Consider the following 20,798-nt stretch of genomic DNA (forward strand, 5'->3'; position numbering starts at 1 on the left):
AAAGGCAGAACGACCGCCAAAGCGAGCTGTATCAGCGAGTTCGTCTTCAATACGCAGCAATTGGTTGTACTTCGCTACGCGGTCAGTGCGGGAAGGCGCACCAGTCTTGATTTGACCAGCATTTGTAGCGACTGCGATATCAGAGATTGTAGAGTCTTCGGTTTCACCGGAACGGTGGGAGATGACCGCTGTATAGCCTGCCAGCTTCGCCATTTCGATCGCTTCGAAGGTTTCTGTCAGCGTACCGATTTGGTTTACTTTTACCAGAATGGAGTTACCTGTGGAGGTCTCGATTCCGCGAGCCAGACGCTCTGTGTTCGTTACGAACAAGTCGTCACCAACCAGCTGAACTTTGCTGCCCAACTTGTCAGTCAGCGCTTTCCAGCCATCCCAGTCGTCTTCAGACAGACCGTCTTCGATGGAGATGATTGGGTATTTGTTTACCAGATCTTCGTAGAATGCGATCATTTCTTCTGTTGTTTTCACAACGCCTTCGCCTTCGAAGTGGTATTTGCCGTCTTTGAACATTTCTGTAGCTGCTACGTCCAGCGCGAGGAACACGTCTTTGCCTGGCTCATAGCCCGCTGCCTTGATCGCATCCAAAATGGTTGTGATCGCTTCTTCGTTGGATTTCAGGTTTGGAGCAAAACCACCCTCATCCCCTACTGCTGTGCTCAGGCCTTTTTCACCCAATACTTTTTTCAGGGAGTGGAAAATTTCCGCACCTGTGCGCAGCGCTTCCTTGAAGGATGTCGCACCTACTGGCATAACCATGAATTCCTGAATGTCTACGGTGTTGTCTGCGTGCTTACCACCGTTCAGGATGTTCATCATAGGAACTGGCAGCATTCTCGCGTTGAAGCCGCCGAGGTAGTTGTAGAGAGGAACGCCGAGAGAATCTGCGGCCGCACGTGCTACTGCCATGGACACGCCGAGAATCGCGTTTGCGCCCAGCTTGCCTTTGTTTGGCGTGCCGTCGAGCTGAATCATCGCCATATCGATACCAACTTGATCGAGGGCATCCATGCCGATCAGTTCAGGAGCAATGATTTCATTCACGTTTTCTACAGCTTTCAGAACGCCTTTGCCCAAGTAACGGGATTTGTCACCGTCGCGAAGCTCAACTGCTTCATACGCACCTGTAGACGCTCCAGATGGAACATCTGCGCGACCCATCGAGCCATCTTCGAGATACACTTCTACTTCCACAGTTGGATTACCGCGGGAGTCCATAATTTCGCGTGCATAAATGTCAGTAATCATTGCCATTTCTCGTCCATCTCCTTTTTTCATGTGCACTTACAATCTATTTTTCGATAAAAGCCAAGCTACCCTTACAGTGTGTCCCAGTAAAGCCTATTTTGCAAGTAACGATTTGCCTGTCATTTCAACCGGTTGCGCTACCCCCAAAAGCTCCAAAAGCGTTGGCGACAAGTCGGCCAAAATACCGTCTTTGCGCAGAACAGCCCCGTCTTTGGTCACGATTACAGGCACCGGATACGTACTGTGTGAAGTAATCGGGCGTCCCGCTTCATCCAGCATCAGATCCGCGTTGCCGTGGTCAGCCGTGATGATGGCTACGCCGCCTTTTGCTACGATGGCATCGACTACTCGGCCCAAGCATGCATCAACCGTCTCGACTGCTTTGATCGTTGGCTCCATCATACCGGAATGACCAACCATGTCGCAGTTGGCAAAGTTCAGGATGATCGCGTCAAAATTGTCTGCCTCAATCTCAGCGACAACAGCGTCTGTCAGCTCTGGTGCACTCATCTCTGGCTGTAGATCGTACGTCGCTACTTTTGGCGAAGGAATCAGGATACGCGTCTCACCTGGAAATTCCTTTTCACGCCCGCCACTGAAGAAGAACGTCACATGCGGATATTTCTCTGTCTCGGCAATGCGCAGCTGCTTTAAGCCGTGCTGGGAAAGCACCTCTCCCAATGTATTATCCAGATTGGAAGGCTTGTAAGCGACATACCCGTCAACCGTCTCGGAAAAATGCGTCAGGCACACAAAATGCAGATCGCGTGGTCGCTTATCTCCGCGGTCAAAGCCACGGAAGTCTTCATTCGTAAAGGCTTGCGACATTTGAATCGCACGATCCGGTCGGAAATTATAAAAAATAATCGAATCGCCGCTTTGAACGGTCGTCACAGGTTTGCCTGCTTCATCGAGAATCACGGTTGGCATGACGAATTCATCCATAATGGACTTTTCGTAGGATTCCTTTACCGCTTGAACCGGATCACGATAAGCCGGAGCATCTGCGTACACCATGGCACGATACGCCTTCTCTACGCGATCCCAGCGTTTGTCCCGATCCATCGCATAGTAGCGACCTTGTACCGTAGCAATGTGGCCAACACCGATTTCTGCGATTTTGGCTTGCAGCTGTTCGATATAGCCCACTGCACTGTCAGGCGATACATCGCGGCCATCGAGGAAACCGTGGATGAACACATCCGCAAAGTCCTGCTTTTTCGCCAACTCGAGCATCGCAAACAGGTGGTCAATGTGACTGTGTACACCACCATCGGACAAAAGTCCGAACAGATGGAGCTGCTTGCCGTTTTGCTTCGCGTGCTGGAAAGCTGCGATCAGTGTTTCGTTTTCAAAAAAAGCGCCTTCTTGAATCGACTTGGTAATGCGCGTCAAATCCTGATAAACAACACGCCCTGCTCCGATATTGAGATGGCCTACCTCGGAGTTCCCCATCTGTCCTTCTGGCAGTCCAACAGCCAGCCCACTTGCTTCCAGGGTCGCGTGAGGGTATTGGTTCCAGTAACGGTCAAAATTCGGCTTGCTGGCTTGTGCTACTGCGTTTCCATACGTTTCGTTCCGCAGAGCAAAACCATCCACAATCAAAAGGGCAACCGGTTTTGGTCTTTGTGCCATTGTTTTCTCCTCCTATCGCGACGTAGCTCCTGCCACAAGCTGCAAGTAACTGTCCGCTACGAGACTCGCGCCACCAACCAATGCTCCGTCGATGTCTGGCTGTGCCATGTAGCTTGCGATGTTTTCCGGCTTTACGCTGCCGCCGTATTGAATGCGCACTTTCTCGGCTGTCGTTTGTCCGAAGCGTTCACCGATTACGCTGCGAATGATAGCAATCGTTTCATTGGCATCCTCTGCCGTGGAAGACTTGCCTGTACCAATCGCCCAAATCGGCTCGTATGCAATAACGGTATCCGCCACTTGTGCAGCGTCCACTCCAGCAAAGGCACCTTCTGTCTGCGTACGGACTACGTCAGCTGTCTCGCCCGCTTCCCGTTGCTCCAGACTCTCGCCTACGCACACAATCGGTACGAGACCTGCTGCTAATGCGGCTACAACCTTTTTGTTCACGGTCTCATCTGTCTCATTGAAATATTGACGGCGCTCGGAGTGACCAAGAATCACGTACTCTACACCGATTTCTTTCAGCATGGACGCGCTGATTTCGCCTGTATAAGCACCTTGCTCTTCAAAATGCATGTTTTGTGCGCCGATGGCAATATCCGTGCCCGCCAGCTCTTCCTTAAGTGCAGCTAACGCTGTAAAAGGTGCGCAAATGACTTTTTGTACCCCGGAAGTATGGTTACCTGCCTTGGCTTCCTGTGCAAACGCTCTTGCCTCGGCCATCGTTTTGAACATCTTCCAGTTCCCCGCGATAATTGGTGTTCGCATGCAAACTCCCCCTCTTCGCTCTTATTGGTTATCTGCCAACACAGCTACGCCTGGCAGTTCCTTGCCTTCCATGAATTCCAGGGACGCTCCGCCGCCTGTAGAAATGTGTGTCATCTGCTCGGCTACGCCTGCTTTTTCCACAGCCGCTACGGAATCGCCGCCACCGATGATGGTCGTACCGCTGCATGCTGCCATCGCCTTGGCTACACCAATCGTGCCGGCTGCAAAAGCATCCATTTCAAATACGCCCATCGGACCGTTCCACACCACTGTTTTGGATTCTACAATGACGCTGTGGTACTGCTCTACTGTTTTTGGACCGATATCGAGTGCCATCCAGCCCTCTGGAATCGCATCGATTGCAACGACCTGCTTTTCTGCATCTGCCGCAAAACGGTCAGCTACCACAACATCAACTGGCATCAGCAATTGAACGCCGCGCTCTTTTGCCTGATCCATCAACGTACGTGCGAGATCGAGCTTGTCGTCTTCACACAGAGAAGCACCAATGCCATAGCCCTGTGCTTTGAGGAATGTATTCGCCATACCGCCACCGATAATCAGGTGATCGACTTTGGTCAACAAATTTTCAATGACAGCAATCTTATCTTTTACTTTTGCACCGCCGACAATCGCTGTAAACGGACGCTCCGGATTGGACAAGGCTCCGCCCATGAAGCGAATCTCCTTTTCCATCAACAAGCCCGCAACTGCTGGTATGTACTCAGCGATTCCCGCTGTAGAAGCATGTGCCCGGTGAGCTGTCCCGAAAGCATCATTGACAAACAGATCAGCCAAGGCCGCAAAGCTTTTTGCCAGTTCTGGATCGTTCTTTTCTTCTCCCGCATGGAAGCGTACGTTTTCCAACAGAATGACGTCGCCAGACTCCATCCGTTCTACTGCCGCTTCTACGTCAGCACCATGGCAATCCTCCAGCTTACGCACGTCCTTGCCCAAGAGCGAGGATAGATGTGCTGCGACAGGAGTAAGACGCATCTCTTCCACTACTTGGCCTTTAGGACGCCCAAAATGGCTCGCCAGGATTACTTTGGCTCCTGCCTCCATCATGAAACGGATGGTTGGTACAGCAGCACGAATGCGTGTATCGTCGGTGATTACCCCGTCCTGCATCGGCACATTAAAGTCGACACGGCAGAATACGCGCTTGCCTGCCAGCTCAACATCGCGGATAGATTTCTTGTTCATGAACGATCCTCCCAAATCATTGGCTTTTTATTCGGAAAAAAGATATGGGAAAAGGGAGATTGCTCTCCCTTTTTTTCCACAACAGTTCTATTTTACGTGTTAGAAGCCGCGCTGTGCAACATAATGACACAAGTCTACGACACGATTGGAGTAACCCCACTCGTTATCATACCAGGAAACGACTTTCACCATGTTTCCTTCCAGTACCATTGTAGACAAAGCATCGATTGTGGAGGATGCAGGGTTTCCATTGTAATCAGAGGATACGAGCGGCTCTTCGGAGTAGCCGAGAATGCCTTTGAGTGGGCCTTCTGCCGCTTCTTTCAGAGCGTTGTTAATTTCTTCAACAGTTGCGTCTGTTTTCAGTTCAACTACCAAGTCCACTACGGATACGTTTGGAGTTGGTACGCGCATTGCGAAACCATTCAGCTTGCCTTTCAGCTCAGGCAGTACGAGTGCTACCGCTTTTGCCGCTCCTGTAGAGGTTGGGATAATGTTCTCCGCAGCTGCACGGGCACGGCGCAAATCTTTGTGCGGCAGGTCGAGAATTTGTTGGTCATTGGTGTAAGAGTGAACGGTTGTCATCAAGCCGCGTACGATACCGAATTTTTCATTGAGAACCTTCGCATAAGGCGCCAAGCAGTTCGTTGTGCAGGATGCGTTGGAGATCACAGTGTGTTGTGCTGGATCGTACTTGTCTTCGTTTACACCGATTACGACTGTAATGTCTTCGTTTGTTGCTGGAGCGGAGATGATGACTTTTTTCGCGCCACCTTCCAAGTGCTTCGCTGCATCTTCGCGCTTCGTGAAGCGTCCAGTCGATTCCACTACGATTTCAACACCGTAATCTGCCCACTTGAGTTGTGCTGGATCGCGCTCTGCCAACACCTTGATTTCTTTGCCATCAACGATGAGCGTGTTCTCGGAAGCTTCAACGCTCACGTTCAGAACACCATGAACAGAGTCATATTTCAAAAGGTGCGCCAGTGTGTGTGCATCTGTCAGGTCATTGACCGCTACGATTTCTACATTCGGATTGTTCAGTGCTGCACGAAATACGTTACGACCGATACGACCAAATCCGTTAATACCTACTTTTACCATAATGTATACCTCCTGCTCATTAGCTAGCTTTATTCTTCATCGCGAGAAACTTGCCCTCTGGCGAAAACCAGCGAGTCGATAATATCGTAACAATCGGTAATAAGATTGGAAAAAACACAAAGGGCAATGTCTGGATCGTTGAAACACCTAACGTGAGTGCCATCATCATCGATAGTCCGTTCCAAGGGATCAGTACAGGCATGACCACTGTGGAGTCCAGCATCGTCTTGCCCAACAGCTCACGCCCTCCATCCCATTGGGAGAACCTCCCGAGAAGAGTCGAGCCGAGAACCAGTATTGGAATGGTTTGATTACAGCTGATGATAACCACTAACAACGACAATGCCGCTGCCTTCGCTACCAATACCGTTTTATTTTTTGTATGGCCCATCATTTTGTCTACGATGGGGGTTAATAAATTGGCTCTGTTCAAAATGCCGTTTAAAAAGCCTGCGAGAATGATTAACGCCAGAACATTGAAGATGGCGAACATCCCGCCCCCATGGACCAGTTGATCCAGCGGCGTTCCTGAATGAAGCTCAAATCCATATAGCATCGATGTAAAAAACGTCTTCACATCCAAATTCCCATTGATCCCGACTAGAATCGCACTGGCTCCGATACCGAAAAACAATGCCTTTACTGCTTTTACTCTCAGTGCAAAAGAGGCAATTAACACGACGAGAGGCAGCATGAGCAGCCAATGTACAGAAAAATAACTGACTAACAGCTCTTGGTACATCTGAATGGTATCCGTCGAGTTCGCCTGAGGTCGAAACAGATCAAGGATCAGGAAAAGTAACGCGCAAATCGCTACCGTAAGCAAAGCAGGACGCCGTATTCTTCTTTCCTGCTCTTCTGTCATACCGACATTGGAAAGTACCAGTAATCGACTGCTGGATATCGGCGAGAAACGTTCCCCCACCATCGCTCCAGAGATGAGCGCACCACCTACGATCGCAGGTGATATCCCTGCTGCGTGTGCAATGCCCATCAGGGACAGCCCAATCGTACTCAGCGTACCGATTGATGTACCCAATAAATAACTGACGCCTGCGGTCAACAGAAAAGAGAGGACGAATAAATACTCGACATTCACAATCGATAATCCGTAGTAAATGATGGCGGGAATGGTTCCTCCCATCATTAATAGCGGAATCAAGAGTCCTACTAAAAACAGAATCGTAAGGACGGGCTTTGCCTTTTGGACACCTTCCCAGCCAAACACGAACTGCTGCTTCCACGGATAACCCAATCTTTTTACACTAACCAGTGTGACCAAGATCGCAAAAACAATCCCCCATGCAATCGGAAAACCGAGCGATAGGCTCAAAATGATGCCAGCGATCATTGCCAAGATAGGTGTTACCGATGTGATAGACATGCGACCGACTTCCTTCCGTTACAATCGTGTGGACAACAGCGTGTAAGCTGCCCCTTCGTCCGTAATGAGTACATTCTGACACGATTGCTTAGCAAAGGAAAGAATCGCTTTTGCCTTGCTTTCGCCCCCCGCAATGGAGAGCACAGTTTCTGCCTTGTGCACTTCCTCTAGCTGTAAACCAATTGTCGGCATTCTGTGGACCGTTTCTCCCGCTTCATTAAAGTAGTAGCCGAATGCTTCTGATACAGCGCCCGTCTCCACTAATTCTGCGAGCTCTTCCTCCGAATAATTCCGCCTTCTCGCCATCGTGACGGCATCCCCGATTCCATGCAAAACGATTCGGGTTTCGCCCAAGAGCGACAGCACATCTTGTACTTGCGGCTCTTTAACCAATGTCTGCAAGGCTTCTGGATGAAGGCGATCCGGTACGTGAAGAAGCCGATAAGAAGCACCTGTTTTCGCTGCCATGGCGGAAGCAAGCGTATTTGCTTGCAGCTCTACGCGTTCTCCCAGTCCACCGCGCGCAGGGACAAACTGAACGTTTTTGAACGAAGCCGAAGGCGTCAGATGACTTGCTACGCTGGCGATGGATGAACCACCTGTTACCGCTACAATGTCTCCTTCTTGCACGACCTGTTTGAGGACCCTTGCCCCTACCCGTCCAAGCTCTTCCTTTACCCAAGGCGATTGATCTGCATTGCCCTGCACCACAATGACTTCTGCTATGCCCAGCTTTTTTTGCAGGCGCTCTGCCAAGTCAGTAAGGCCGAATAACTCTCCGACGAGAGGCTCCATGTCGTCCAAGACTTGTTGTCCTTCTTCACTCAGGCTCATTCCCGCAGCCGTTACATGAAGGAGCCCCGTCTCTTTTAGCAGCTCCACTTCTGCCCGCAAAATACGCTCAGTGGTATCCATGGCTTGAGCTAGACCTCTTCTGCCAATCGGCTGCAAATGATAGATGGATCGGAGTAACATGTACCGCTGACGCAAAACCTGAATCAAGTCAGGCAACAATTTTTGTTGCAGTTCCAGTAAACGTCGCATTATACCTTCTTCCTTGGTTACAAATTGTTGATCGGGACGTTTTATGTCCCTGTATATACATTTTATGTCCCGCTTGGTGCAAAAAAAAGATCACTTGCTACAACTTGAATGTATCATATTTAACAATATCTTGCAAGTTTTCCCCGAGCCCCTATAAAAAAGTGCCACTCATGACCGAGCGGCACGTCTATGTAATTCGTTTCGCAGCTCCTCGAGCGTCACCACATGTGTAATAGAGCGAAACACGATTTCTCCATCAATCTCGACGACTGGAATGACAAACATCATTTCTTCATGCAAGACGGGATCACTTTCAATATCGACTACGCGCATACGAAGGGGGAACTCCTCCGCCAGACTGCGGATGTAGAGTTCTACCTCGTCGCACAAATGACATTTATTTCGTCCGTACAAGACAATTTCAAACGTTTTTTCATTCATGCCCTTAAAACCTCTTTCGTTTGGCCGACGATGGAATCAGCATTTCTTCCCGGTATTTGGCAACCGTGCGGCGTGAGATTTCAATCCCCTCTGTAAGCAGCATCTCACCCAGCTTTTGATCAGATAACGGAGACTTTCGATCTTCTTGCTCGATCAGTGCTTTAATTCTGCGCTTAACACTCTCAGAAGAAGTAGCTTCCCCACTGGAAGTAGAGAGCGCTGACGTAAAGAAATACTTCAGCTCAAAGATTCCGCGCGGTGTCTGGACGTACTTGTTGCTGGTTGCCCGGCTGATCGTCGATTCGTGCAGGCCGACCCGCTCTGCTATTTCCTTTTGTGTCATGGGCTTTAAATAATGAATCCCCCGATCAAAAAACTCCCGTTGCATATCGAGAATAGCCTGTGTTACACGCATGAGCGTCAGACGGCGCTGCTCCAGACTTTTTGCCAGCCACATGGCGGCATTCAGCTTATCGTGAATGAATTGTTTGGCTTCATCCTGACTTTTTTGCTGGCTCAGCATTTTTTCATAGAAGCTGTTGATTTTCAACCGCGGTGCAGCAACATCATTGACCAATACTACATAATCATTCCCGACCTTCTCTACCGTCACATCTGGAATGACATATCTTGTCTCCACTGTGGAAAAGGCAGCACCTGGACGCGGATTCAGCGTACGGATCAGGTCTGCCATCGCCTGTACCTCTTGCGGTGTACATCCGATTTTGTCTGCGATCCGCTGATAGCGATTGTCCGCCAAATCTTGCAGGTGGTTGCGAACGACCTGAACGATCTTTTCGTCATCGAGTGCCAAATGCCCGAGCTGCAGCAAAAGACATTCTTCTAAGCTGCGTGAAGCTACGCCTACCGGATCAAAATGCTGCAAAACGGACAACACGTCCTCAATTTCCAGCATTTCAGCGCCCAGTCGCGCACTCGCTTCCTCCAGAGTAATTTCCAAATACCCCTTCTCATCCAGATTCCCGATCAAAAAGAGAGCGATCTGTTTTTGCAGCGACGAGAATCCTTTTACATAGCCGAGTTGACGCTCCAAATGTTCGTACAGCGTCTCCGCACCTTGCTGGACGTAATCCAGCGGATTGTAAGTGCTTTCATTTTTCGACGAACCGTACTCACCTGTCGCGCGATTGCCCACAATTTCTTTCCAGTCAATCTCAGGAGCTGGTTTCTCTGCTTTTGCAGAAGCGACTTCTCCAGCCACTTCAAGGTCAAAAACAGGATTCTCATTGGCCTGATCCTGCAAATAGGAGATGAGATCAATGGCTGAATACTGCAATATGGTAATCGCTTGGCGTAATTCCGGCGTCATCACTAATTTCAGTGTTTGTTCTTGAAATAACCCCAATCCCATGTTCATGAAGCTCGCCTCCTTCGCACTTGCTCATGCTGCTCGATGACTCTTTATTTTCATTATATTCGTTCTCTCATGCAATTTTCCTGCCAAATTGATGAAGCAGAACACAAAAAATGTCGAAAGATCTTCACCAATGGACTTTTTCAATCTCGCTTACCTTATTGCTAGTTTTTTCTGTTGAACTATTTTTTTCGTTTGCATTGAGATTCTCGATGTTTTATAATAAAAGTTGTCGTCACAATATACGCCTGTAGCTCAGTGGATAGAGCAATGGTCTCCGGAACCATGTGCGGGGGTTCGATTCCCTTCAGGCGTACCATACTTACAAGCATAAAGCGATCTCTTGGACTTCCAGAGGTCGCTTTTTTATGTTGAACCCCCATGGTAACACAAAACAGGCCCGATTAAGGGCTGTTTTTCATGCGCTACCTTTACTGGTTGTCCTTTGATAGTTCTATTGAATTGGCAGATAGTGAATACGAAAAACCCCTGAAGCATTACTCTCCTTCAGGGTCCTCACTCAACTATAGTTAAACACACATCGATTCCCTACTGATGATTCCTCGTTTTATACAAAAGATACACAAAAAACGGCGCTCCAATCGCTGCGGTAAAGATCCCTGCTGGCAAATCATGCGGTAAAAACACCGTTCTCCCAATCAAATCAGCCAAGACGACGAGCATCCCGCCCAAAATAGCTGAAGCCGGAAGCAAGTAGCCATACGCAGAGCCAACTAGCCTGCGAGCAATGTGTGGAGCCATCAACCCAATAAAACTGATTCCTCCTGCCACACCGACCGCAGCACCTGCCAGTGCCACACTGATCGCAATCAAGAGCAATCTCTTTTTATCAATCGCTACGCCAATGCCTTTGGCGATATCATCACCGAGCTCCTGGGCATTCAAATAACGGATTTGGAAAATCGTAGCGCCGAGAAACAACACGGTCCACGGAAGCAGCGTCATCACATTTACCCAAGACATTCCGTACACCGTTCCAGTCATCCACCCGAGAGCGTTTGAGGCTTTATGGGTTTGGGTGATCACCAGGAAAAAGATCGTTAATGCCCCCATCCCCGCTGAGATACATACACCGACCAGCGCGAGGCGAAAAGGTGAGACTCCCTCCTTCCATGCAGTCAGATACGTAAGCGTAGCGGTTAACAATCCACCGATCAAGGCGACCAATGGCATCCATTGCACACTTACATCTTTTGCGAAAGTGATAAATGCTACCGCCGCTGCCGTCGCTCCCGCTGTAGTCCCGATCAAATCAGGCGAAGCTAATGGATTTCGCACCAAGGACTGCAAGATGGCCCCCGATACCGCCAGGGAGGCCCCTACCATGACTGAAACGACAACGCGAGGCAATCGCCAATCCAGCACGATCAATTCATTCTGATCACTGCCCGCTCCCACAAAAGCTTTGATGACTTCCCACACAGGAATATGCAAGCTTCCTAAGCCAATACTCAGTACAATCACAACAGATAACAGCAAAAATAAGATGAAATTAATTCCTAACGCCCGCTTATTTACATGAAACGAGAGCGCTGGCTTTTTGGTCCGAATAACTACATGTCTATGCATACGCCCTCCCCCTGACCAGCGGGATAATAAAAGCCACTCCGATCATGGCAGTTGCTACGCCTACTGGTACTTCCAAACGCATAGGCATCAAGACAAGGCGAGAAAGTAAATCAGCGCAAACCAGAAAAGCTCCGCCGAAGACAATCGAATAGGGAATCAACCAGCGATGATCAAGGCCCACTAAAAAACGGCAAAGATGCGGTATGATGATCCCCACAAATGCAATCGGTCCGGCGAGCGCGACACTCCCACCTGCCAAGAGCACCACGATCAATATCGCTGTTGCTTTTACCAGGATAATCTTTTGACCCAGGCCAGTCGCTACATCATCACCGAGTACCATCAAGTTTAACGAGCCGGTCAGTAGCATAGCGCCTAACCAGCCTACTAGCAAATAAGGAACGATCATAAAAAAATGATCGAGCTGTCTTCCCTCCACAGAACCAACTAACCAGTAAAAGGCCTCTGTCATCGTCTTTTCTTGCAGCAGCATAAATAGTGAAGTCACAGACGAAGCAAAAGCAGCAACCGCTGCCCCCGAAAGTGTCAGCTTAATCGGAGTCATGCCTCCCCGCCCAGCGGAAGCCAACCCGTATACAAGCAGAGCAGTCACCCCGGCTCCGATAAAGCCTGCCCACATCATTTGCGACATAGGGAATTGCGAGCCAAAAACAGCAATCGTCGTCACAATAGCAGCTGCAGCTCCAGCGTTCACACCGATAAGAGATGGTGAGGCCAAAGGGTTACGAGTCAACGCCTGCAACAAAACACCTGCTACAGCGAGGCTGCTCCCCACTGCTACCGCCGTCAGTGTACGTGGCATTCGGGAACTCGTAATTATCAAATGTTCCTCTGAACCGGAAAATTGGGTGTATGCCTCTACCGCAGTAGTGAGCGAATACCGATTGATTCCGAAAAGGATACTAGCTACCATCACGACTGCCAGGACGACGAGTCCTATTATGAGTACAGTAGTCTTTTGCAGTCGGCTGGACAAAATCACGTTCACGCCTGTTCCCTTCTTTCCGTTGCATTCTACCTATTCTGTCTATTCACTACAATGTATGTAAGTTTCTCCCACTAATCAGTCTAAGCTTGCGCATAGGGCTAGTCAATGATATTGATTTTTATTATCGCTATTGGAAAATTTAGTACAAAAATATCTATAGTTTTCCTTTGATTCCAAAAAATATATTGACACATTGTCATATATGCATATACAGTAGTGAAGAAAAATGATAATCATTATCAGTTAAAAGGGGGATTTTCCATCATGCGCAAAACTTCCCTGCGTTTGATGCTCGGGGCTATGCTTTCCGTTGTCATGCTCGTAACAGGCTGCGGGGGACAGGCAACGCCTTCATCCAGCTCATCTTCTTCTACTCCAGCTGCGTCAACAACTACACCAGCACCGGCAGCGTCTGAAGAGAGAGAAGTAAAACACTTTATGGGGGCAACAAAAATAAAAGGGACTCCTCAACGCGTCGTCACTCTTACCAGTGAAAGCACAGAGGCAGTTCTCGCATTAGGGATTACGCCAGTTGGGGCTGTCATGAGTGGCCTCGGTAAACCTGGTGACCCATGGCATCCACATATTAAAGAGAAAATGAAGGATGCAGTTGAATTGGGCGACGAGAACCAACCAAACGTTGAGCTGATCGCCAGCCTGAAGCCAGACCTGATTCTGGGAACAAAAGGACGCCAAGGGCAAGAAAAAGTATACGATCAGCTTTCCGCGATTGCCCCAACCGTCTTCTCCGAGGATCTCGTAGGCAGATGGAAAATCAACTTTGCCCTTTACTCAGAAGCACTGAATAAAAAAGCTGAAGGCGACAAGCTAATGGCTGATTTCGATAAGAAGATTGAGGATGCAAAAGGAAAACTGGGTGACAAGACGAAGATGAAAGTCTCTGTTGCTCGTTTCGTAGCAGGCACAACCCGTCTTTACTTGAAAGACACTTTCTCTGGCGTTGTTCTGAGCCAGCTCGGCTTTGCTCGACCAGCCTCCCAAGACATCGATGAGTTCAAAAAAGACATTCCAAAAGAGCTCATGTCTGAAATGGATGGCGACATTATGTTTTTCTGGATCGGCGATTACTCCGGTGATGGATCTGCCAATAAATACACCGAGGAATGGATGAAAGATCCGCTCTATCAAAAACTGAATGTCGCGAAAAACAATAAGGCATTCCAAGTTGACGAAGTGATCTGGAACGTAGGCGGCGGTATCCTTTCTGCTGAACTGCTCGTTGATGACATCGTAGAACGCTTCTCCAAACTGTAGGCTATATACTTTCCGATACCGTCAATGAAGCAGGAGTGGTTGAGATAACCACTCCTGTTCTTTTGCCTACTGGCATTATTGATCGAGTTCCTTCTTTCCAACAGTATCCTTACTGGGCAGAATCGGATCTATTTGTTCAGGTTTACGCGAATAAGCTTTGTTTGTAACCAAAATCGTCGCACCGATGATGACGATAAAGATGAGCACCAACGCAACGATAAAACCAGTTGTCATGCATACACCCCCGACTTTTTTCTAACTTTCATTATAGCTGATTTCCATGCGAGTCAGAACCTTCATGCATCACCAATTCATTATGGAATAGCAAACTATTCCAAATTTTGATAGGAAAATGGCTTCTATATCTCGAATAGTTACGACAACGCTATCTCACTCAAATCCTTGATAGACTATGCGGGGGAAATCTGATGAACAAGCTTAATACCCCTTTCTTATGGAAAAAGAAACGCTCAAAAAAGGAAATCACACAAGTGTTATTTCCAGATCAAATATTAAAAGCATTTTTTCACTTCACGACAGATGCCATCTCGATTAGTGATCTCGATAACAATATCGTCCTGGTGAATCATGCTTTTGAGCAATACTACGGTTGGTCCATGGAGGAGATTTACGCTTCACCGCTTTGCTTTATTCCATACGAGTATAGGAACGAGACCAAACAGTTATTTGATGCGGTCAGGAGCATGGGTGTATTACTAACCAATTACGAAACCATCAGGCAGCGAAAAGATGGAACGAAGATGGATGTCATTCTGTCGGCTGCTCCAATCAAAGATGAAACCGGAAAAATTATTGGTGCTTCCTGCATTACCCGTGACATTTCCGAACGCAAAAAAATGGAAGAGGCCTTGCGTCAAACCGAAGCCAAATATCGTCTCCTCATTGATCATACCCAGGATATCGTGACGATTTATGATTTATCCATGCGACGCATCTATGCATCCCCATCAATCGAGCAATTGGGATTTGTTCCAGCCGAGGTTACTTCCCCTAACAATCTGCAACTCACACATCCAGAGGATGTCCCTATGTTCCGGGACAAATTTCAAGAGATCATGGCAACGAAACAACCCGTTCATTTCGAGACGCGCTCTATGGATAGGAACGGAAACGAGGTCTCCTTCGAAACACGCGGTATCCCCATTTTAAGCGCGGGAGGAGACGTCCAAAACATCATGTTAGTCTCGCGAAATGTCACCGAACGCAAATACTCTGAGGCCGCCTTGTTTAAAAGCGAGAATACGAACAAAATCATCTCGGAATACACAGATGATCTTATTCTGATTACGGACAAGAACGGGGATATCCTCTATCTCTCCCCTTCGCATTCACGCGTAATCGAAACGAGTGAACATTGCCGTCAGCTCACCTTTGCCGAGATTCATCCAGAAGATCGACAAACTGTCATTGACCACTTTCATCATTTACTGGCGACCCAAGAACCAAAAATATGCGAGTTTCGTTTCCAAACGAAATATAACAAATGGATCGTCCTCGAATCAAAGGGTGCCCCCATCCTGACGAAAACGGGAGATTGTGATGGCTTTATCATCGTATCGCGCGATATTACAGAACGCCGAAATAACGAGGAATTATTACGGAAGGCTGAGAAGCTGTCCGTGATTGGAGAGCTGGCTGCTGGAATCGCTCATGAGATTCGCAATCCGCTCACATCTTTGAAGGGCTTTATCCAATTTCTTTATCCGAGCATGAATGATAACCAGCAGTACGCCGACATCATGCTCTCTGAATTGGACCGGATTAATTTTATTGTGAGTGAATTGCTAGTCTTGGCAAAGCCACATAGCATCCAAATCAAACCTCTTCCGCTCATCCCTTTGCTGGAAAACGTCTTGGCACTATTGAGGTCGGAAGCAAATTTGAAAAACATCCATTTCCGTACCGCATTTGCTTACCATCCGATCATTGCGGGAGAAGAAAACCAGCTCAAGCAGGTCTTTATCAACATCATTAAAAATGCCATCGAAGCAATCGACGGACATGGTGAGGTTCTTATTGCCACCGCCTTAAAAGACAATCATCAAGTACTCATTACGCTCACGGATACTGGCTGTGGAATCTCTGAAGAAATGATTCACAAGCTGGGTGCCCCCTTTTTCACGACAAAAGAAAACGGGACTGGCCTCGGCCTCATGATCAGCAGCAAAATCATGAAAGACCACAACGGCAGTCTGGAAATTAAAAGCAGGGAGCACGAAGGTACAGTGGTAGAGATAACACTGCCGATTGTACCAGACCAAATTGGGTCATCCTAGAAAGGTGTACATCTCATCTCAGCGGAGGTGCCCTATGGATTTCACCAAAATGAGCACGAGTGAGTTCGTGGCCAAAATTCGCGAATCCCAAGCGAAAAACCTGCGAAGCAGACAGCATCAGGGCTACGGTCATCCCGAAAAACGTTTGCCTAGCAAGCAAGGTATTTAACAAGCAAAAGCCCACCCGTTGAGCTCCTTTGGCTAAAACGGGTGGGCTTTTGTCATTGTTATTGTGGATCCTGCTTATTCAGGTTACGATCTTTTTCGGACTTTTGCTTCTGGGTGCCTTGCGTCTTGCTGCTGTGTCCCTGGTTGCCGCCATTCTTCGTATTACGATTGTTTGACAACAGAATCCCTTCCTTTTCATTCTGGTATTCATGCCAAACGTAGTATGTCCCAAACGGCTTGTTCATAATGAAGAATTACTTCGCTTCACCCATAAATACTTTCTTTCCATCCTCATACTTGTACACGTATACGGAAGCAAAGTCGTTGTCGCCTTTTTCATTGAATGTTACGTTAACGAATTTGCCTTTGTAATCTTTAGTTTTGTGAACAGCTTCCAGCACTTGTTCACGAGTTGGCTTTTTGCCGCCGTTTGCTTTAATCGCTTCTTCCAGTCCGTTCAGCATAACACCCATGGAGTCATAACCAAAGGAAGTGAAGATCCCTACTTTGTTGCCAGTCGCGCTCTCGAAGTCTGTGATCCATTTCTTGCCGTCTTCGGTTGCACCAATATCGCCAACAGTAGAAGTAAAGACTACGTTATTGGCATTTTCCGCACCAGCAATTTTCACCATGTCAGCAGAGTCGTAGCCATCTCCACCCATAAAGACACCTTTGAAGCCTTTTTCACGTGCTTGCTTCACGATGATTCCTGCATCAGAGTAGTATCCACCGAAGTAAATCATCTCTGGATTTTTCGCAAGGATTTGGGTGATGATCGCACTATAATCCTTCTCGCCTGCCGTTACCCCTTCAAAGCCGAGAACTTGTACGCCGTCTTTTTCAAATTGCTTTTTCACTTCTTCCGCAAGACCTTGTCCATAAGCAGCCTTGTCATGCATAACGAACGCCGTTTTGACATTCAACTGATTTTTGGCAAAAATAGCAGCCTTGGAGCCTTGCTGATCATCACGCGCACAAATGCGGTGTACGATCTTCTTGCCTTGCTCAGTTAAATCTGAACCCGTTGCAGAAGGAGATACCATTACGAGCTTCTCTTGCTCGTATTGCGCTGCTGCTGTGATCGAAGCACCTGTTGTAGCATGGCCAACTACTCCGACTACGTCAGGATTTGAAATCAACATTTGTGCGACTGCTACCCCTTGTTTCGGGTCAGCCTGGTCGTCTTGCGCGGACAATTCAACATCAAAGCCAAGTGCTTTGAATGCCTCCTTTTTTTCTTTCAATGCATATTCAGCACCAGCTTTTGCTGTGCTTCCGTAATCGGAGTACTGACCTGACATCGGACCAACTACAGCAATCACGAGCTTCTCAGTAGTTCCGCTTGCACCGCCCGTGCTTCCTCCGCTATTGTTGCTCGGCTGTGGTGTCGCGCTTTGTCCACCAGTCCCTGTACCTCCACCACAGCCCGCGAGCAATGTGCTCAGAGCAAATGTTGCAGCCAGTATCGACAATGATTTCTGTTTTTTCATAGCAAAACATCCCCCTCTTTATTTATAAGCAAACTATGAATCACAATCTTATTGTAGGATATTTTAGAAAATTTGCAATAGAAATGATTGAAAGAAGAATCAATTAAAAAGCCTCTATCGCTGTCTGCTGATAGAGGCGTACACGTGTCGTATTAAAGCAAATAGCCACTTCTACGCATAGAAGTGGCTATCTTGATGAGAAGTTCCATTCATTTCTAGGAATTAATTGGAATGCTCAGCTTGTAAGTGAGCGTTTTTGCATCGTACTCTACTTTTGCACCCAATTCTTGGGCAATGAATACGAGAGGAACGAGCACTGCTCCGGTCACTGGACGTGGCGGATTTGCTACACTGGTTTCTTTGCCGTTTTTATAAGCAAAGTTTTTGTTTTCGTACATACGCAGAGCGTACGTATTGTCTTTGGCAACCAGCAGAGATTTGGTCGTGCTATCCCATGCTGCGGAACCACCCAAAGCAATCGCCAATGTGCTCGCATTCACATACGCAACACCATTTTCAGTAACGATTTCTTGTGGGAATGGGAACTCCTTGCCGTTTAGCTGAACCTTGATTTTTTGTTGCTGTACAGGAGCAGGCGCAGGCGCCGTTTGGGCAAACGCAGCCGTTGCCGCTACACTTCCTGTTAGAAGAGCCGCTGTCAGCATCATTGTAGAAAACTTGCGAAGCATAATAAACACCCCTTAAATATCATGAAATGAATTCCAATTTTGTAAAGTTCGACACGAATCAACTTTTTCCTTCTTTTTTATCCCATACATTTCCTATGTAATTCTCTCACTAAACATGACAAGACTAGGAAAAAAATAAAATATCCCACGAACAAATGTTTTTGTGCACAACCTGTGCATAACATTGTGGATAACTTTCGAAAGTGAGGCTTACCATGGCAGGGGAACGTTTTTTTCTCATTTATCAAGAGGCCAGTGACGAGGAATGCTTATTGACCATTGAACCATACAAAGATCAACAAGAGCTGGCGGAAGCCATCAATCAGCTACAGGCCAAACAAATCGATGAATATACGATCATCAAGGGAAAAAAGATGAAAGCCACGCTGAAACTCGCCGTCGATTTGACCGAAGCCGATGAGAATTCTAAGGAATGAATGTTTTCTTTTTCGAGTAGGTTTAGACAGAGGGAAATTGGCAAACATGGTAGTGAGGGCGCGCACTTATGTGTTTGACCTTCATTGACCTTTTGTGTATGATATTGTTACAAAGAGAGGAGGAAGACTAGATGCATATGAATTTAATTCCAACCGTCATTGAACAGACAAACCGCGGGGAACGTGCTTACGACATTTATTCCCGCCTGCTCAAAGACCGCATCATCTTTCTGGGAACCCCAATCAACGACACCGTAGCCAATATCGTTGTGGCACAGTTGTTGTTCCTTCAGGCGGAAGATCCGGAGAAAGACATTCACTTGTACATAAACAGCCCAGGCGGTTCTATTACTGCTGGTATGGCAATTTACGATACTATGCACTTCATCAAGCCAGATGTATCCACCATTTGTATCGGAATGGCTGCTTCGATGGGAGCATTCCTGCTGGCTGCGGGGGCAAAAGGCAAACGCTTTGCTCTGCCAAACAGTGAAGTCATGATCCACCAACCATTGGGTGGAGCCCAAGGACAAGCGAGCGACATTGAGATTGCCGCAAAACGTATTTTGAAGATGCGTGATCATCTGAACACCATCCTGGCTGAACGCACTGGACAGCCTTTGGAGCGCATCCAAAAGGATACCGATCGCGACAACTTCCTCTCTGCCGCAGAAGCAGTAGAGTACGGATTGATTGACAAAGTCATCACTTCCGAACCGTCTTCCAAAAAATAAGAGATACCTAGTAAAAAAAGAAGCACTCGTGCCTGAACTACGGGCCGAGTGTTTTTTGTATGCCGAGCAAGTCCCAAGAGGCTTCCCTTGGTTTGCTCGGCTTTTTCGATGAATCATGGTGATACTTCCATTAACTGACTGACATAGACCGTCCGGCTATGTCCTGGATTTTTTTCCTCATGTACACGTGCTGTTGACGTTTTTTCGTCTACAGCATCGATCCAAACGGCTTGTCCTTCGTACTCTACCTTGATATGGTCGTCGGAGCTCATAATGGCCTGTGCTCTCGTTACATTCATAAGCGGCTCCCTATTGCTCATCTTCAAGGGCTTGCTTGGCTGACGACGCCCCTGTCATCGTGTCTACAGTTGTTTCTTCAATCAGGCCGTTTTGGTCGGAAACAACTCCACCTCCCAGTCCCTCGTTCACCATCCGATCAATGTCCATATCATAACAATCGCGGCCTTCGTAACACTTATCACGGTTACTCATGTGTCATTCCTCCTTCATGCAATATACATGGTTAGAAATGCCCTGCCCGAAGTGAATTGATACATATTCATCAAGATGATCAACAAAAAAAGACACCTCCCATACGGGAAAAGTGTCTCTCGTGACTCTATTCTTCTTTGCTTACCAGATTCGTAAGGCTGGTGACTGCCTGGGAGGCATCCGGCCCTTCTGCTAAAATGGTAATTTCCGTTCCAGAGCTGATTGCGAGGCTCATGATACCCATGATGCTTTTCGCATTGACCTTCTTGTTGCCTTTTTCTACGAATACTTCCGATGCAAAACGGTTAGCCTCCTGAACGAAAAAGGCTGCTGGACGAGCTTGCAAACCGGTCTTTAACTGAACCACGACCTGCTGTTGAACCATGAATGGACC

At 47.7% G+C, this 20,798-nt stretch carries 22 protein-coding genes and 1 tRNA gene; 6 read left to right on the top strand and 17 right to left on the bottom strand.

Annotation, left to right across the window (positions count from 1 at the left end; translation table 11 throughout):
• From eno to rpoN, 9 genes are all read right to left on the bottom strand, one after another.
• A partial coding sequence (gene eno / locus HP568_RS28600) for a phosphopyruvate hydratase (protein WP_173630875.1) occupies window positions 1–1,269 on the bottom strand: 1,269 nt, incomplete at its 3' end.
• Between the two features lie 87 nt (window positions 1,270–1,356).
• Complete coding sequence (gene gpmI / locus HP568_RS28605) at window positions 1,357–2,898, bottom strand: 2,3-bisphosphoglycerate-independent phosphoglycerate mutase (RefSeq protein ID WP_173630876.1); 1,542 nt, start codon at window positions 2,896–2,898, stop codon at window positions 1,357–1,359.
• Window positions 2,899–2,910: 12 nt separating this feature from the next.
• Window positions 2,911–3,669: a triose-phosphate isomerase gene (gene tpiA, locus HP568_RS28610; protein ID WP_048034948.1), complete on the bottom strand. Its 759-nt coding sequence runs from the start codon at window positions 3,667–3,669 to the stop codon at window positions 2,911–2,913.
• Between the two features lie 21 nt (window positions 3,670–3,690).
• Complete coding sequence (locus tag HP568_RS28615) at window positions 3,691–4,875, bottom strand: phosphoglycerate kinase (protein WP_173630877.1); 1,185 nt, start codon at window positions 4,873–4,875, stop codon at window positions 3,691–3,693.
• A 99-nt stretch (window positions 4,876–4,974) separates the two neighbouring features.
• The gene (gene gap / locus HP568_RS28620) at window positions 4,975–5,979 is read right to left on the bottom strand and encodes a type I glyceraldehyde-3-phosphate dehydrogenase (protein ID WP_048034950.1); all 1,005 of its coding nucleotides are present in this window, start codon (window positions 5,977–5,979) and stop codon (window positions 4,975–4,977) included.
• 19 nt (window positions 5,980–5,998) lie between these two features.
• Complete coding sequence (locus HP568_RS28625; protein WP_173630878.1) at window positions 5,999–7,363, bottom strand: Na+/H+ antiporter NhaC family protein; 1,365 nt, start codon at window positions 7,361–7,363, stop codon at window positions 5,999–6,001.
• Between the two features lie 18 nt (window positions 7,364–7,381).
• Window positions 7,382–8,407, bottom strand: coding sequence for a sugar-binding transcriptional regulator (locus HP568_RS28630; protein ID WP_173630879.1), 1,026 nt, complete (start codon window positions 8,405–8,407; stop codon window positions 7,382–7,384).
• A gap of 168 nt (window positions 8,408–8,575) precedes the next feature.
• Window positions 8,576–8,848 carry a glutaredoxin family protein gene (locus HP568_RS28635; protein WP_173630880.1) on the bottom strand — a complete coding sequence of 91 codons (273 nt, stop codon included), beginning with the start codon at window positions 8,846–8,848 and terminating at the stop codon, window positions 8,576–8,578.
• A 4-nt stretch (window positions 8,849–8,852) separates the two neighbouring features.
• Window positions 8,853–10,226 (bottom strand): RNA polymerase factor sigma-54, encoded by a 1,374-nt coding sequence (gene rpoN, locus HP568_RS28640; RefSeq protein WP_173630881.1) that lies wholly within the window; start codon window positions 10,224–10,226, stop codon window positions 8,853–8,855.
• A 241-nt stretch (window positions 10,227–10,467) separates the two neighbouring features.
• Here rpoN and HP568_RS28645 point away from each other — a divergent pair.
• Window positions 10,468–10,542: transfer RNA gene (locus HP568_RS28645), tRNA-Arg, on the top strand.
• Window positions 10,543–10,772: 230 nt separating this feature from the next.
• On the opposite strand, the gene HP568_RS28650 is transcribed toward HP568_RS28645, so the two are convergent.
• Window positions 10,773–11,813 (bottom strand): FecCD family ABC transporter permease, encoded by a 1,041-nt coding sequence (locus HP568_RS28650; RefSeq protein ID WP_048034955.1) that lies wholly within the window; start codon window positions 11,811–11,813, stop codon window positions 10,773–10,775.
• On the bottom strand, window positions 11,806–12,822 hold the full coding sequence (locus HP568_RS28655; protein ID WP_173630882.1) for a FecCD family ABC transporter permease: 1,017 nt from the start codon (window positions 12,820–12,822) through the stop codon (window positions 11,806–11,808). The genes HP568_RS28650 and HP568_RS28655 overlap by 8 nt, the downstream gene beginning before the upstream one ends.
• Window positions 12,823–13,086: 264 nt before the next feature.
• Here HP568_RS28655 and HP568_RS28660 point away from each other — a divergent pair, with 264 nt between their 5' ends.
• Window positions 13,087–14,097, top strand: coding sequence for an ABC transporter substrate-binding protein (locus HP568_RS28660; protein WP_173630883.1), 1,011 nt, complete (start codon window positions 13,087–13,089; stop codon window positions 14,095–14,097).
• Between the two features lie 75 nt (window positions 14,098–14,172).
• Here HP568_RS28660 and HP568_RS28665 read toward each other — a convergent pair whose 3' ends face one another.
• Window positions 14,173–14,331, bottom strand: coding sequence for a hypothetical protein (locus HP568_RS28665; protein WP_173630884.1), 159 nt, complete (start codon window positions 14,329–14,331; stop codon window positions 14,173–14,175).
• Between the two features lie 194 nt (window positions 14,332–14,525).
• Between HP568_RS28665 and HP568_RS28670 the strand changes: the two genes are divergently transcribed.
• Both HP568_RS28670 and HP568_RS28675 read left to right on the top strand, forming a co-directional pair.
• The gene (locus tag HP568_RS28670) at window positions 14,526–16,394 is read left to right on the top strand and encodes a PAS domain-containing sensor histidine kinase (protein ID WP_048034958.1); all 1,869 of its coding nucleotides are present in this window, start codon (window positions 14,526–14,528) and stop codon (window positions 16,392–16,394) included.
• 34 nt (window positions 16,395–16,428) lie between these two features.
• On the top strand, window positions 16,429–16,563 hold the full coding sequence (locus HP568_RS28675; protein WP_015893478.1) for a DUF4023 domain-containing protein: 135 nt from the start codon (window positions 16,429–16,431) through the stop codon (window positions 16,561–16,563).
• A 253-nt stretch (window positions 16,564–16,816) separates the two neighbouring features.
• Here HP568_RS28675 and HP568_RS28680 read toward each other — a convergent pair whose 3' ends face one another.
• Both HP568_RS28680 and HP568_RS28685 read right to left on the bottom strand, forming a co-directional pair.
• Window positions 16,817–18,052 (bottom strand): branched-chain amino acid ABC transporter substrate-binding protein, encoded by a 1,236-nt coding sequence (locus tag HP568_RS28680; protein ID WP_173630885.1) that lies wholly within the window; start codon window positions 18,050–18,052, stop codon window positions 16,817–16,819.
• Window positions 18,053–18,267: 215 nt separating this feature from the next.
• Window positions 18,268–18,741 carry a copper amine oxidase N-terminal domain-containing protein gene (locus HP568_RS28685; RefSeq protein ID WP_048034961.1) on the bottom strand — a complete coding sequence of 158 codons (474 nt, stop codon included), beginning with the start codon at window positions 18,739–18,741 and terminating at the stop codon, window positions 18,268–18,270.
• A 215-nt stretch (window positions 18,742–18,956) separates the two neighbouring features.
• Here HP568_RS28685 and HP568_RS28690 point away from each other — a divergent pair, with 215 nt between their 5' ends.
• Window positions 18,957–19,178, top strand: coding sequence for a hypothetical protein (locus HP568_RS28690; RefSeq protein WP_048034962.1), 222 nt, complete (start codon window positions 18,957–18,959; stop codon window positions 19,176–19,178).
• A 131-nt stretch (window positions 19,179–19,309) separates the two neighbouring features.
• Window positions 19,310–19,912 (top strand): ATP-dependent Clp endopeptidase proteolytic subunit ClpP, encoded by a 603-nt coding sequence (gene clpP / locus HP568_RS28695; protein WP_007720441.1) that lies wholly within the window; start codon window positions 19,310–19,312, stop codon window positions 19,910–19,912.
• Window positions 19,913–20,025: 113 nt separating this feature from the next.
• On the opposite strand, the gene HP568_RS28700 is transcribed toward clpP, so the two are convergent.
• The 3 genes from HP568_RS28700 to HP568_RS28710 all read right to left on the bottom strand — a co-directional run bounded on the left by HP568_RS28700 (window position 20,026) and on the right by HP568_RS28710 (window position 20,789).
• On the bottom strand, window positions 20,026–20,211 hold the full coding sequence (locus HP568_RS28700; RefSeq protein ID WP_007720438.1) for an H-type small acid-soluble spore protein: 186 nt from the start codon (window positions 20,209–20,211) through the stop codon (window positions 20,026–20,028).
• 10 nt (window positions 20,212–20,221) lie between these two features.
• Window positions 20,222–20,404 carry a hypothetical protein gene (locus HP568_RS28705; RefSeq protein WP_007720436.1) on the bottom strand — a complete coding sequence of 61 codons (183 nt, stop codon included), beginning with the start codon at window positions 20,402–20,404 and terminating at the stop codon, window positions 20,222–20,224.
• A gap of 127 nt (window positions 20,405–20,531) precedes the next feature.
• The gene (locus tag HP568_RS28710) at window positions 20,532–20,789 is read right to left on the bottom strand and encodes an HPr family phosphocarrier protein (protein WP_048034964.1); all 258 of its coding nucleotides are present in this window, start codon (window positions 20,787–20,789) and stop codon (window positions 20,532–20,534) included.
• Between the last annotated feature and the right edge of the window lie 9 nt (window positions 20,790–20,798).

The organism is Brevibacillus sp. MS2.2 (genome assembly GCF_013284345.1).
Classification (GTDB): domain Bacteria; phylum Bacillota; class Bacilli; order Brevibacillales; family Brevibacillaceae; genus Brevibacillus; species Brevibacillus brevis_C.